The sequence below is a fragment of the Allocatenococcus thiocycli genome, assembly GCF_921292965.1.
GTDB classification, from domain to species: Bacteria; Pseudomonadota; Gammaproteobacteria; order Enterobacterales; family Vibrionaceae; genus Vibrio; species Vibrio natriegens.
The window spans coordinates 95369-109896 of the sequence record NZ_CAKLCK010000008.1; the positions used below are offsets into that span (position 1 = coordinate 95369).

Annotated in this window: 10 protein-coding genes and 1 pseudogene; 6 read left to right on the plus strand and 5 right to left on the minus strand. The window is 43.4% G+C overall.

Annotation, left to right across the window (positions count from 1 at the left end; genetic code table 11):
• Positions 1–150: 150 nt before the first annotated feature.
• The 5 genes and pseudogenes from L9Q40_RS04375 to L9Q40_RS04395 form a co-directional block, all read left to right on the plus strand.
• Entirely contained in the window at positions 151–810 is a 660-nt protein-coding gene (locus tag L9Q40_RS04375; protein WP_498792247.1) for a TetR/AcrR family transcriptional regulator, read from the plus strand.
• Positions 807–2123, plus strand: a complete 1317-nt coding sequence (locus L9Q40_RS04380) for an efflux RND transporter periplasmic adaptor subunit (RefSeq protein WP_498792249.1) — start codon at positions 807–809, stop codon at positions 2121–2123. Before L9Q40_RS04375 ends, L9Q40_RS04380 begins: the two co-directional genes overlap by 4 nt.
• On the plus strand, positions 2120–5221 hold the full coding sequence (locus L9Q40_RS04385; RefSeq protein ID WP_498792250.1) for an efflux RND transporter permease subunit: 3102 nt from the start codon (positions 2120–2122) through the stop codon (positions 5219–5221). Before L9Q40_RS04380 ends, L9Q40_RS04385 begins: the two co-directional genes overlap by 4 nt.
• Positions 5222–5460: 239 nt before the next feature.
• Positions 5461–5991, plus strand: a complete 531-nt coding sequence (locus L9Q40_RS04390; RefSeq protein ID WP_498792304.1) for an HXXEE domain-containing protein — start codon at positions 5461–5463, stop codon at positions 5989–5991.
• A 131-nt stretch (positions 5992–6122) separates the two neighbouring features.
• Positions 6123–6317: pseudogene (locus L9Q40_RS04395) on the plus strand (PTS fructose transporter subunit IIA); the annotation flags it as partial.
• A gap of 47 nt (positions 6318–6364) precedes the next feature.
• Here L9Q40_RS04395 and L9Q40_RS04400 read toward each other — a convergent pair.
• Together L9Q40_RS04400 and L9Q40_RS04405 are read right to left on the minus strand one after the other, a co-directional pair.
• Positions 6365–7384 carry an AraC family transcriptional regulator ligand-binding domain-containing protein gene (locus tag L9Q40_RS04400; RefSeq protein WP_268668777.1) on the minus strand — a complete coding sequence of 340 codons (1020 nt, stop codon included), beginning with the start codon at positions 7382–7384 and terminating at the stop codon, positions 6365–6367.
• Between the two features lie 10 nt (positions 7385–7394).
• Entirely contained in the window at positions 7395–8249 is an 855-nt protein-coding gene (locus L9Q40_RS04405; RefSeq protein ID WP_065301433.1) for a hypothetical protein, read from the minus strand.
• 369 nt (positions 8250–8618) lie between these two features.
• Between L9Q40_RS04405 and L9Q40_RS04410 the strand changes: the two genes are divergently transcribed.
• The gene (locus tag L9Q40_RS04410; RefSeq protein ID WP_498792253.1) at positions 8619–10724 is read left to right on the plus strand and encodes a phytase; all 2106 of its coding nucleotides are present in this window, start codon (positions 8619–8621) and stop codon (positions 10722–10724) included.
• 149 nt (positions 10725–10873) lie between these two features.
• Here L9Q40_RS04410 and L9Q40_RS04415 read toward each other — a convergent pair whose 3' ends face one another.
• The 3 genes from L9Q40_RS04415 to L9Q40_RS04425 form a co-directional block, all read right to left on the minus strand.
• Positions 10874–11872 (minus strand): glycoside hydrolase family 53 protein, encoded by a 999-nt coding sequence (locus tag L9Q40_RS04415; RefSeq protein ID WP_498792255.1) that lies wholly within the window; start codon positions 11870–11872, stop codon positions 10874–10876.
• Between the two features lie 251 nt (positions 11873–12123).
• Positions 12124–13131 (minus strand): LacI family DNA-binding transcriptional regulator, encoded by a 1008-nt coding sequence (locus tag L9Q40_RS04420; protein ID WP_498792257.1) that lies wholly within the window; start codon positions 13129–13131, stop codon positions 12124–12126.
• A gap of 78 nt (positions 13132–13209) precedes the next feature.
• The gene (locus tag L9Q40_RS04425) at positions 13210–14313 is read right to left on the minus strand and encodes an ABC transporter ATP-binding protein (protein WP_498792259.1); all 1104 of its coding nucleotides are present in this window, start codon (positions 14311–14313) and stop codon (positions 13210–13212) included.
• Between the last annotated feature and the right edge of the window lie 215 nt (positions 14314–14528).

The following is a 14528-nucleotide window of genomic DNA, read 5'->3' on the forward strand; positions in this document are numbered from 1 at the left end:
GTTTAGTCATTGTGACCTTCTTCCCTCAATCTAGTCTTCATCAAGCCTTAGAAATTAATCACTTGTTTAAATATTGATTAATTTATGTCATATCGGTTAGTTAGCGAACTCTCTATAATTAATCATACGTTTAATAATGAGAGTTAACTTGTGACAGATACCAGCAGGAAAGCAGGTCGTCCCAGCGATAGCATTGATGCTAGACAAAAGCTTATCGACCACGCCCGTGAACTCTTTACTGTTATGGCTTACGACAAGGTGTCAACCCGCATGATAGCAAACAAGGCGGATGTCAATGTCGCCATGATCCGATATTACTTTGGCAGTAAGGAAGGCTTATTTGAAACTATGCTGCGAGAAACACTCAAGCCGATGAAAAAACAAATGGAACTCATGGTGAAAGAGAGTTCGCAGAAAAACTTTCTCGACATTATGCGAACCTACTATCGTGAAATGTTTAAAGCCCCTCAGTTTCCACGCTTGGTATTTCAGGTTATGCATATGAGTAACTCTGGTACACAGCGTAAGCTACTTGAAAAGGTCTTCACCGATATTAGTCAACCGATGCAAATGGTGATGTTTGATAGACTTATCGAGAATAACATCTTGAAACCTGATGTCGATCCTAAGCTATGCAGGGTGTCTTTTATCAGCTTAATGGTGTTCCCTTTTATCGCCCCTCAGTCGCTCCTTGCCATTCACGGGATAGACCTTTCTGAAGAGTTCCTTAATCAATTGTTAGAGCACAACATAAATCTGATGACAAATGGCATGTTACTACTTAACGACCTTCAGGAACAAAATCTATGAGAATTAATAAGAAATTACTGTTCTTTCCGGCGCTTGCCATAGGGGTAGTCACGTTAGTGCTTGCCATAAAACTCAAGCCCGATTTGCCTATTAAGCCAGCAAGTGATCGTGCACGTTTGGTTGATACTGTCCCGTTACAACTCCGAGCAATGGCGCCACAAGCGATTGGTTATGGCAAAATTACGCCCAAGGTCGAATGGAAAGCCATCGCTGAGGTGGCGGGCAAAATCGTCTACCGTCATCCCAAACTCGAAAAAGGTCAGATTCTTCAAGCAGGAACAGAAATACTGCGTATTGACCCACTCGATTACGAACTAAAATTAGTCCAAGCTCAGGCGGATCTAAAATCTGCACAAACTTCTCTCGCCAAGCTAAACCAAGAAGAACAAAACTTAGAGGCGACGCTAAAAATTGAGCGCAATCGTTCAGTAATCGCTAACAAAGAGCTAGCGCGTAAACAAAATCTACGTGCAAAAGGGCTCACCTCCCAATCGGATGTGGATCAGCAAGAGCAAAGTGCGCTTTCACAACGCAAGCTGGTTCTCGATATTGAAAATCAAATCGGTCTGATGCCCGCCGAAAAACGAGTCGCTGAAGCTTTGGTCAAAGTTGACCTGTCTAAAGTGGAAGAAGCGCAACGTTCACTGGAAAAAACCATCATTACTTTGCCCAATGATCTGCGTATTGCTCAAGTTGATATAGAGCAAAATCAGGTCGTTAATCTGCAGCAAACCATGGTAACCGCACATGGCATGGACGTGATGGAAGTCGAGGCTCAACTCTCTATCCATGATATGCACACGCTCGCCTCAAGTATTGGTGAGTTTAATCGTGATGCATCAGGTATCCCCCAACCAGATATGACCTTTATTGACGCAAGCATTGAACTGAGCAGCGGTAATATGAAAGCGACTTGGCCTGCGAAAGTGAGCCGTATCAGCGAAACCGTTGATCCAAATCAGGCTACTGCGGGTGTTATTCTTGAAATTCAACAAGATTACCGCCATCTGAACCCAAGATCGCAACCACCACTTGTCAACGGCATGTTTGTAAGAGCCTTTATCGAAGGACAACAAAACCCAAGTTGGGTGATCCCAGAACGTGCATTGCACGGCGATAAAATCTATCTCATGGGTGAGGACAATAAATTGGAGATTAAGCCCGTGTCGGTGCTCTATCGTCGCGACAACCAAGTAGTGGTTAAGGGGGCGTTAGAGCAGGGGCAAAAGCTAATTCTCAACGATCTGCTACCAGCGATTAACGGGATGCTTCTCAAAGAGGTTGAAAGAGGTCAAGAGGCGTCACCACAATGATTCGATTCTTCTCTAAACACCCGACAGCCGCAAACCTACTTATGCTTAGCCTGTTGGTTATGGGTATTACATCACTCTTCAACATTAAGCGGGAAACCTTCCCAGAATTCGACCCTCCTTACATAATGGCAGGTGTCGTCTACCCCGGCGCGTCTCCGCAAGAAGTGGAAGAGAGTATCTGTGTTCGAATGGAAGATGCGGTTGATGGACTTGCTAATATCGAAGAGACCCAATGTGAAGCCATTGAGGGATCGGCAAGACTGATCCTCAAACTTAACGAGAAAGCTGATATCGGGCGAATGTTGGTCGATGTGCAAACTCAAATCAACTCGATCAATGATTTTCCTCAGGAGATTGAGTCTCCTGTGGTACAGGAATTGGACTGGAACGAACCTGTTGTTGACGTCGCCATTACCGCAGATACAAGCTGGCCGGAACTGAAAGCCTACGCAGAACAGCTTAAGAGAACATTAAAACTCGACTATAACGTATCTCTGGTTGATGTGGCGGGATTTTCTGACCATCAGTTTCGTGTAGAGTTAGACTCGCAAGCCATGCGTCAACTTGGCTTGAGTGTCGGTGATATTGCCACTCAAATTGGTCGCCAGAATATTAAATTGCCAAGTGGTAATGTTGAAACACCAGACAAGAACTTTCTGATCCGTTTCGATGAAAGACGTATTTCACCGCAGCAACTTGAATCGATCGTCGTTGGTTCTGGACCAAACGGTTCACAGATTCGACTTAAAGACATCGCAACCATTACCGACCGCTTTGAATTAGATGAACAGAAGGTTCTCTTTGATGGTCACCCTTCAGCTCTACTTAAAGTCAGTAAGAACAAAGAAGATGATGCGCTTCGAATCAAGGAGCGTGTCGCTCAGTTCGTAGAGCATCAACAAGCGATCGCCCCAGACGGCGTCAAACTAGAACTCACCAATGATCTCTCTTCTGTACTGTGGGATCGTTTAACCATGATGGTTCGCAATGGCTGGCAGGGTATCGTGCTTGTGTTCGCCACCATGTGGTTGTTCTTTAGCCTTCGCTATTCATTCTGGGTTGCAGCGGGCTTACCCGTTGCTTTCCTTGGCGGACTATTCCTGATGGTGCAGCTCGGGCTTTCAATCAATATTATGTCATTGGTCGGTCTGCTTATGGCGATCGGTATTATGATGGACGATGCGATTGTTATTGCTGAATCCATCGCCGCTCATCTAGATAGAGGAGAAGATGTCGATAATGCCGTCATCAAAGGGGTGAAAAAAGTGTTACCCGGCGTTGTCTCTTCTTTCCTTACAACGGTATGTATTTTTGGTAGCTTGCTGTTTTTGCAAGGCGAAATGGGAGCCGTGCTCAAAGCCGTTCCACAAGTGCTGATTCTCGTTCTGACGTTGAGTTTAGTTGAGGCTTTTCTTATTCTTCCCAACCACTTATCGCATTCACTGCATAAAGAGAAGAATGAAAAACCCCCAGCGAAATTTAAAAAGAAACTCCTCGATGGCTTTGAGAACTTTCGCAATAAAACCTTAGTCAACGCAGTGGAGAAAGTGGTTGAATTTCGTTATGCCTTCCTCGGTGCTGTCTTAGCCTTATTGTTTATCTCAGTAGCAACGTTGGCTGGAGGCTTACTCAAGTTTCAACCCTTCCCGGAGCTCGATGGTGATATCGCCGAAGCGCGTATCATTCTGCCACCGGGCTCATCACTTTCTCAAACCGAGGCCGTGGTTGATAAGATCGTTGCGTCTGCGCAAAAGTTAGACAAAGAATGGACGCAAAATGTCGAAAACGGTGTGCCACTTATTGAACATATTACTAGCCAGTTTAATGCCAATGCTGACGCTAATGAATCGGGGCCACATATCGCCACCGTTCGACTTGATCTACTCGGTGCAGAAAGTCGCAATACCGTCATAGATGATTTCATCGCCGCTTGGCGCCAAGATGTTGGTGAACTGGCCGATCCCATTTCCTTGGTCTTTAAACAGCCAACGATGGGGCCAGGTGGACGCGCGATTGAAATCCGCGCCAAACATGATGATCTAGAGGCGCTCAAATCCGCCTCAATCGATATCCAGCAATATCTCAACGAATTCGATGGCATACACGGCGTGCTTGACGATATGCGAATGGGTAAAGAAGAGGTGTTAGTCAAACTTCGTCCGGGCGCAGAAACTTATGGTATCAACGGACAATTGGTTGCTAACCAGCTGCGTGCAGCCTTTTTTGGTCAGACCGCGGATGAGATTCAGGTCGGAGTAGAAAATATCTCGATTGAAGTGCGTCTCGATAAAGTTCAAGCGGGCGACTTACAACAACTGGCAAACTTCCCGATCATCATGTCGGATGGCAGTCAGATACCACTTGCAACCATTGCGACGTTAGATTTTCAACGCAACTATGTTCGAATTCAGCGTATTGATGGTTTAAGAACCATTAGCGTATTTGGTGATGTCGATAATACCAAAGCTAACTCAACAGCGATCATCGCTCAATTCCAACGTGATGAAGCGCCAAAACTGGTGGCGAAATACCCGGGGTTACGTTTTGATTTTGAAGGGGAAGCCAAGGATGCCGCTGAAACGGGCGCGTCAATGGGCAAAGGTTTCCTACTTGGCCTGTTCGGCGTGTTTGCCATACTCAGTTATCAGTTCCGCAGCTATCTGGAGCCCGTCGTAGTCATGCTAGCTATCCCACTTGCCTTCATCGGCGTAGTTTGGGGGCACATATTGCTCGGTCACTCACTTAGCATGCCAAGTATGATGGGCTTTGTCTCTCTAGCTGGCATCGTGGTCAACGATTCTATATTGCTCGTGCAGTATATTCGCCATCACGTCGATGAAGGAGACAGCGTTCATGACTCTGTGGTGAAAGCGAGTCGCGAACGATTCAGAGCGGTGTTTTTGACCTCAATGACCACGGCTGCAGGTTTACTACCTTTACTGACAGAAACCAGTTTGCAAGCTCAGGTCATTCAGCCTTTGGTTATCTCGATTGTGTTCGGTATCTTTGCCTCAACCTTACTGGTGTTATTTATGATCCCTGCGGCTTACTCTGTTCTCGCCGACTTCGGACTGGTGCATAAACACGAGGAAATTTAATTAAACAAAGTGGGTCCTATCAATCCACTACTCGTTATATGAGAATTTTCAGAGGCATCGTTGTCTGTGGCGCTTAGTTAAAAACTACGTCATGCGATGTCACTTGGTTGGTAGTATTTCGGTTGTTGGGATTGTTTCGTAGCAACCAGATTTAAAAAATTACTCGATTAAAGGCAAGCTATGCAAGATTATATATTTCCATATATACACAGTATTTTAACGGTTTTCGGAATTCTCGTATTTTTGTTTGCAGTAAAAACCAATCGGTACTAAGAACATTAGTAGGCGTCCAGTTCTTTTTTGTTGTTATCCACACATGGGAAGAGTTAAAGTTTCCGGGTGGATTTACCGAGATGATGCAAGAAACCATAGGGTTCACATTAGCTAATCAAAACTTTGGAGAATTGGTTCTGGCGATAGCAATAATACTGTTGTTTATTGCAGCACTCATTTTTCCGAAAAATGGGTTCCTTTTGATGATCCCAATGCTTTTAGGCTTATTGGAAGTCATTGGGCATACCGCTGCAATTTGGATGTTTAACCGCCCATTTCCCTATACTACGGGTCTAGCAACCGCCGCCTTACTTATGTTTCCGTTATCTGTTTACGGTATTCGGTATGGGATAAAGAATAACTTGGTGAAACCGACAGACTTTGTGTTTTCTATCATGAGCATGTTTGCGATTTTGATGGTCAGTCAAATGATTGTTGTAGAGTCATCAGCTATGAATTATTTAGACTTTTTGCAGAACGTTAAAAGCACGTTGTAAGGAATAAGAGAAGCTATTCAGACTTTTCAATACTAAAAGTTATTAATAGGTTGCTAAATTAGCAAAGTCACTGACACACAAAGTGCCCAGAACCTTTATGGCGGGCAGTTCTAAATCAATCTTGGCTGACTTTGGCTGTGACGTTTTGTCTTTCTGGCGTAGCTCATACATTTTTGAACGCTAAGTCTTTAGAGAAAGCTGCATATGCTCTTAAAATTAAGATTGAGGTTCAAGGAGCCAAAGGAGTAATCAATCGGATTACGAAAAAGATATTGAGAAAGAGAAGTTTGTTATTATTTGCTCAGGATGTCGTGGCTAAAGAGCCCTACGAACGTATTTCACGCTAAGAATGATTTGATTTTTTATCTTTAAGCTAAACTATTTTCCAACGTTTAGTTGCCCGTCGGTAATTACTAACATCGAAGAACTGCATTTTCTTTGCAATTTGAACATCATCCAACTTCTTCATTTCTTGCAGATAAATGGCGTGTTGGCGATTTACCTCTCCCAAAAGTGAGCGGTAGGTACTACCGTGATTTTTGAGTCTTCTTTTCAGGGTCGCAGGGCTCATACTCATCATTTCAGACATATCATTGAGAGATGGAACCTGCTGCTGATCTTGTCGAAGTTGATCACGGATATAACTCAGCAAACCACAAGGTCGTAGGGATGCTGTTTGTTCAGCCACCTTGTAAAGTGTTGAAGATCGATGCGATATGGTTAATTCCAGACATTCTTTGGGAAGGTGCATTGAAGCCATTGACTGCCTGAATTCCACTTTGCCCCAGTAAACATCGTACTGTTCCTGCCAGCATGGTGCGCTCCAGTCGACTTTTGTAGACCAGGGGAGATTTTGATCTGCGCGCCAATTGGTGACAGAAATAATAGATGTAAAGACATACTCAATTAACCACCGACGGTAAGTGATGCGCGCCCCGGAACTCAATGAACTGGCTTCACCAAAAGGATCTTCTTCAAATAAATAGAGACCTGTTTCATCCACGCGTTCCCGAAGTTTGAGCAGCGGAAAGTAAATCTCAGAATAAGCCACGAAATTTCCAATCAATTCTCTGACCGTTGCTGCATGGACGATAAGGTGACTCGAATCTGAAAAAGCGCCGGGAATAAGCTGTTGTCCAGACAGAAAACTCAAGTCGGGAAACTGCTCCAGTTTGGTCATATTATGAATCAGGCGAGCAAGTTGGGTGGGGCTCACCATTAAATCACGCTCAATCAAGTCTTGGTAAAAGATGCCTGTATTTCGTAGCGCGTAGTGCATATTGACCCCTCTGTTGCTGAGCAGATCAAGCAACAAAGCGATATGGTGTCTTGCAGGCACTACTTTATCATTTCGCTCAGTCCATTGCGGTACCAGAGCATGACTTGCTTTCACGCTGATACCTTTAGATGCTTTGTACGTGGTTAAAGGGTTTCATGGAGTCCTGAATCAGTTTTTGAGCGGACTGCGGTGTATGGGCAGGTTCATGGCTTTGGGTCAGGCTCCATTGCCAATCAAGTTCAATGAAACCGCCGGAATCCAGATAGAAGACAAAACTATTCAGTAACCCTTCTAAATGCCGGGCGAATTGTGATGCCTCACTTTCATTACAATTTTCCATCAGAATCAGATAACGGTATGCAGCGCAATGACACACTAAGTCATGACTTCGGGCGGTGATAAATAACAGTTCTGAAATTGAGATGGTTAACCGGCTTACTTCATTAAGCGATAAGGAGTGAATGAGTTGGCGCTCATTGACTAAATGAATCGCTAACAGAAAAGTGGGCTCGTTATACGTGGGGATCTGCTTGGTTCGGGTTAGCGCCTGGTACAGATGTCGAACATCAGGAAGGCGATAATGCTCAGCATGAATGGGTGTTCTTGGATTGAGCTTGCGTCGTTGAGAAATATAATTATTGATGACCAAAAGCTCTTTGCGCCATTGCCAGAAAGCGTAAGTCACTATGCCTAAGCCAATCAGCATGCATTCCATTAAGTTGCCGACAATCGTATAAGACTCAAGCCTGATAAATTCGTCGATAAAATCTTGAGATAGGGACAGCAAAATACAGATAAAGCCAAACGAAAAATAGTTGGTAATCTTTCCCGGAGTTCGGGTTGAGAGGATTACGAGCACCCACACCAGCACCATAATGGTCGAAGAGCCTTCGCCGACAATGTCTAGCCAGTCTAACTGAGATTGCGGTTTTACATACCCATTGACGTAGTTAAAAGCGAACAGAGCAGTGAGAGACATAACCAGTATCACTAGCCAAAATCGGTGGCAGCGGAGTCCGTAAAAGATATCGAAGAGTCGGTAATTGAATTGTGTAATTAGGTTTTTTATTTTCATTAGAGAGTGTGCAGGTCAGTAAAATACGCCTTTTAGGCGTGCAGATTGATAAAAGTCCAAAAAGCTCAGGTGACCTATCTTCTCATATCAATGTGACAAATTATTGATAGAAGCAGTACGACATTACGTAGTGTTATTCTTAGTCCGAAAAGCTCATTATTTCAGGTGGACTTATATAACCCATTGATATTAAATTATAATTTTATTTTTTGTCATAAATCTTTCACGCTTTCCTCCTAGATTCTCTCCTGACTTAAATACATGGAGAGAAAAATGCGTCGTTCAATACTGAGTTCACTCATCGTTGCTGCACTGCTAAGTGGCTGTGACTTGGAAGATACCGAAACCGTTTATGTCGAAGCTCCGAGTGCTGGTGCAATAGAAGCTGAGTTGTTAACAACATCAGCAACTTCTAACACTAGTTACGACGACATCGGTGATTCAGCCTACTGGATTAATAGTGACAACCGTGAAAACAGCCTATTGTTTGTCACGCTGGAAGGTGATGGACTTGCTGTCTATAACCCCTCGGGCATAGAGATAGAAAAGCTAGAAGGGCAGGAGATCACTGGCGCGGATATCCGATACGATATCAGCGATGATAACGGTGAATCGGTCGATTTGCTCGCGCTGGCACTACCCGATGACAACAGTTTTGGCTTTTATTCGATTGGTTACGATGATGGTGTAGTTCTTGACGAGGTTGGTACGCTTTCGACAGAGTATTCTGCCGAAGGAGTTTGTCTGCATAAAAATACAACCAATGGCGAGCTGTTGCTCACGGGCGTTACTGAAGACGGTGTGGCACTGCAGTACAAATTAAAGTACGAAAATGGCGAGATCAAAAGTGTTCTGACCGATGATAATGGCACACCTATCGCAGTACGTGAGCTCGATGTGGGTGGTGAGTTAAGTGCTTGTATTGTCGATGATGAAACCGCGACCTTGTACGTTGCCGAACAAGATGTTGGCGTGTGGGCTTATGGTGCGGATCCTGAAGATATTAACTCTCGACGCATGGTCGATGGTATTGAGTCTCTGGGTAACCTGCAAGAAATAGAAGCTTTAGACCTTCTGTACATGGCTGACGGTAATGGTTATCTGGTTGTAGGTGATGAAGGCAAAGGAATGATGCTATATCGACGTGATGACTGGCAACTTGCTGCCAATATTCATCTAGACGGCGTTGCTGAGATTAAATCGCTTAGCATTGCAGATGACGGTCTTTGGGTAGCGAATTCAGAAGCCGATGAGCCGGTTTACGAGAAGCTAAGCTATGAAACGCTTAATCAAGCAAATTCGATGAGCAATACTCAAATCTCTCAGGTACTGAGCCCAGAAAACCTAAGCTCGACGGGTATTGCATTGGTTAAAGTGATCAGTGAAACCGACCCTGTGGACGATGATGGTGATGCGGCGGACGATCCCGCGTTTTGGTTCAATGACAGTGCACCGGAAAACAGCCTGATTATTGCGACCAATAAGCAGGGTGGTTTAATGGCTTACGACCTGAATGGTGCAGAACTTCAATATCTCAATGAAGGGGAGCCAAATAATGTCGATATTATCCAGTCTGTGACAGATACAAATGGTGACAGCTTTGCATTAGCAGCGGCGAGTAATCGTGAATTTAACACCATCGCGCTGTACAAAATCCAAGAAGCGACGGAGAGCCAGAATCCGATTGTGACGCCGGATGCAATAGGTGAGAACACACATCAAGAGGTGGCTCAGCTAAAATCTGAACTTAACGAAGTATATGGTTTGTGTACTTATCAGTCTTCAGACGGTACGCCATATGTCTTTATTAACGGCAAGAGCGGGGACATTGAACAGTGGCGTCTGACAGTTCAGGAAGCTGGCATTGAAGGTCGTATTGTTCGTCGACTCAAAGTCGATAGCCAACCAGAAGGCTGTGTTGTCGATGCTACAACAGCAACCTTATACGTAGGAGAGGAAGACGTTGGAGTGTGGAAGTTCTCGGCCGATGAATCTGCGGCAACTGACGGTGAGATGATCATTGAAGTGGATGGAAAGCAACTCGTTGCCGACGCTGAAGGTATCACTATTTACAATAACGGAACGGTTAACTATTTGATTGTGTCGAGCCAGGGCAATCACACTTACGCGGTATACAATATTGATGAAGCTTATCAATACGCGGGTAGTTTCGCGCTGGTGGCAGATGACGAGAATGGTTTGGATGGAGCTAGCGAGACGGATGGGATTCACGCAGTTTCAAGCTCGATAGGTGATCGATTCCCTACCGGATTTTTCATTGCTCAGGATGGCTTCAACGTCAATGCTAATTATGAGTATGAAAATCAGAACTTCAAGATTGCGGACTGGAATGCAATTCAGTCTGCACTTGAAAAGTGATTTTTAACAAAATCGGATTTAACGTTTGTGCTAGCCATACTTTATGGCTAGCAATTCTTGCTTTTGGTCACGTTGTCGTTAGCACTAAGGAAAAATCAATTGGTGCGTGAGAAAAGATACGAGTAATGAAAAGTTAGATAAGTCCATAGTTACTCAAGAAAAGCGTCAAGAGCTTGAGTAGGCTGGCGCGTATTTGGATCCCATGCACCTAAAGTATAACCTTGCCAACTATATGCCTGTGGCTCCCAGTAGAAAATCCCAATGCCTTTACCTTGATTAACACTACGTACTTTTTGGATCATATCGGCAACGATAGTCTTTGCTTGAGGCTCATCCCAAGGCACACCAATTTCAGTGATCATCACTTCCGTTCCGTAGCGCTCGACCATATCATTGAGATTAGAGAGGCATTGATTGTTTGCTTCTTGCCAAGTAAGGCCAGTAGCATTCTTGGGATAGGAAGATGCGCCAATAACATCCCACCAAGCACTGTTGGATTGTAAGTCATCAAGAATCCACCGGAAATTAGCATTGTCGTGACAGTTGGCTAAATGGACGATGACCTTAGCGTCTGGGAATACTTCTTTGGCTGCGTTGCGTCCGCTATTAAACAACCATGCATAGTTACGCATGTTGCTTGAAGCCATTCCTTCATTCCATAGCATTCCGTTGTTGGTTTCATTACCGACTTGAATCCATTTTGGTGTGATACCTGCAGCTTTTAAGGTGTTGAGTGAGTCTCTAGTGTAAGACCATACTTGTCCCATTAAATCTTCGAAGCTCAGTTGTTGCCATGCTGCGGGTTTCCACTGGTTACCTGGATCGGCCCAAGTGTCGCTATAGTGGAAGTCAATCATCACATCCATATTCGCGTCTTTGGCCCACTGAGCTTTGACAATTACATCATTCAGTGAGCTGTAATAACCATCACTGGGGTTAACCCAGACACGAAGACGCACTGCGTTCATGCCATGGTCTCGTAATATTGAAAGGACATCTTGTCGATAGCCCCAATCGTTGTAGAACTCGTAGCCACTGTCTTCCATCTGAGTTATCCAACTAATATCCGCACCTTTAATAAAAGCGTGAGAATAGTTTGAGGCCACTAATGAGCCGAAGATAGCTAGTGTTTTTAGAGTATTGTTCATCGTTTCACCGTTTTTATATATTCACGTTTTGATTATTTTTAAACGTAAATAATATAGCAACGGATTTTAGTGTTGAGGTGGTATATAAAAGTGTTAGTGATTACTTTTATAAGGTGATTTACGTAGTTGTGATTTTGGATAAATTATCTAAGTAAATTTACTTAGATAATTGTGATTATGATCCATCTATAAATTTATTAAGTCAATTTTATCATCCGTGATGTATTGAAGAATCATAAATTAGCTCGCAGTTAGTTAATTTTAAAACTGTCTCGCCATATGAATTCATGACCAAATAAAACAGTCTTGTTATATTTCCGACCACTCATTTTTTCAATAAACATATCTATTGCGACTTCTCCCATTTCAAACGGGAACAGTCGCATTGTAGTAAGGCTTGGACTCATATGTCGGGCTGACGAGATATCATTGGTTCCGATAACTTGTATGTCCCCTGGAATAGTTAACCCCGCCTCATAAATGGCTCGATAAACACCAACAGCCACCATGTCTGTCGCGGCGTAGACCACGTCGGGAAGTTCATTGAGTTGTAGCATTTCTTTCATTGCTTGATACCCCGACTCGATGCAATACTCTTTACTCACTTTACATAGCGCATCGTGGTACAAGCCTTTTTCTTTGGTGACTTTACGAAAAGTATGTAAGCGCTCCTCGTTATTGCCAATAAAAGCAGGTCGTTTACAACGGCTTTTTAAGACATTTTGCATAACGTCATTGGACAAGGCTAACCGGTCAATTAACACTGCATCGGTTTTGCTACCTAAAGGATTTGAGTCAACAAATATAATATTGTGGTTAGCTTGATATAAGGTATCTACAACATGTTTGGAGAAATGTCCGACTGCAATGACGGCCGGAGCGTTTTCTATTAGATTTATATTGGTATCAATCTGGTCTAAATGTAGTGTTCTTAAATCGACGCCTTTTTCTAAGCAACGATTTTGAATGCCAGCACGAATAGAAGTGAAATACGGGTCATCTATTTCCTGTGTCGGAGTCAAAAAGTTCAACATAACAACATCACGTACGCCAGTTGGCTCATTCGTTTTGGTTACTTCATGATGAACAAACTGTTTTTTACTGCGTTTAGGGGATTGATAGCCAAGAGACTCTACTGCCTCCAAAATGGCCCGTTTTTTGTCTTCACTTACAGACAAAGTAGGGTCGTCGTTAAGAAAGCGAGAAATAGTGGAAGTAGAAATCTTCGCTCTTTGTGCAATGTCTTTAAGTGTAGCCAAAAGATTACCCTATATTGTTTTTATCGGACAGCTCTATCATGCCAAAGAGCATTTTGAATGCTCTTTGGCGTTAAAACGTTAATGCGTTGATTGTACAGAATCAAATGTAATGACGTTTCCATCAGGTTCAAAAATGTGTAAATGGGAAGGTGATGTAAATAGCGGAATTGACTCACCAGACTGTACTTGTGTGTCCCCATGATGAAGGTATTTGAAGTCATCCACGCCGCCACATTGGCCAAAGATGTAAGTCATGCCTCCCAGTCTCTCGACCACTTCACATTGGAATGCAAGTGTGATCATATCTGGATTTGTCGTGAGGTGTTCTGGTCTAATACCTAACGTTAGATTTTTACCTATTTCAACCTGAGCTGTTTTTATCGGTAAAGTGATTGAATGACCCACATCCAGACTCACTGTTAAGCTCGTTTCATCCCAAGCTTCAACGGTACAAGGAAGAAAATTCATTTTAGGCGAGCCAATAAATCCGGCAACAAATCTGTTAACAGGGTTATGGTAGAGATCCATTGGTGAGCCAACTTGCTCAACTTTACCATCACGAAGCACGACGATTTTATCTGCTAATGTCATGGCTTCGACTTGGTCGTGCGTTACGTAGATCATGGTTGACTTAAGTTCTTGATGTAGCTTTGCAATATGTAGACGCATATCCACACGTAATTCTGCATCAAGGTTTGATAGAGGCTCATCGAATAAAAACACTTTAGGATCTCTCACGATAGCACGACCGATAGCAACGCGCTGACGTTGGCCTCCTGACAGTTGGGCTGGTTTACGATCGAGCAGATGTTCTAACTGCAGAGCTTTACCGACCAACTGCACTTTTTTATCTCGTTCTTCTTTAGGTACTTTGTTTACTTTTAGTGAGTAACCCATATTTTCTGCAACAGTCATATGTGGGTATAGCGCATAAGACTGGAACACCATCGCCACCCCTCGTTCTGATGGTGGAGTGTCGTTAACGACATTGCCCGAAATAGATATTGCTCCATCACTGATGTCTTCCAGACCGGCAATCATACGCAAGAGCGTTGATTTGCCACAGCCCGATGGGCCAACAAACACCACAAACTCACCTTCTTCTATTGACAAGTTTACGTTGTGAATGGTTTGGGTATCGTCAAAACGTTTTACGACATTGGATAATTGGATCGAAGACATTTTAAATTCCTCTTAAATGATAATAAATAAAGTGTGTGATCTAATTCGTCTTTTATTTAGTAAATTTTATTTTTACTTGTTTGTTTTATCACAATAACTGCTAGCTAAAGTGATTAAAATCACACCAATGAATAACCTGTATGGAAAAAATAACACAAAGGAGCATATTTGCACCATAAATTTTATTTTTTACCAAAAACGAAAGGCGTGAAATT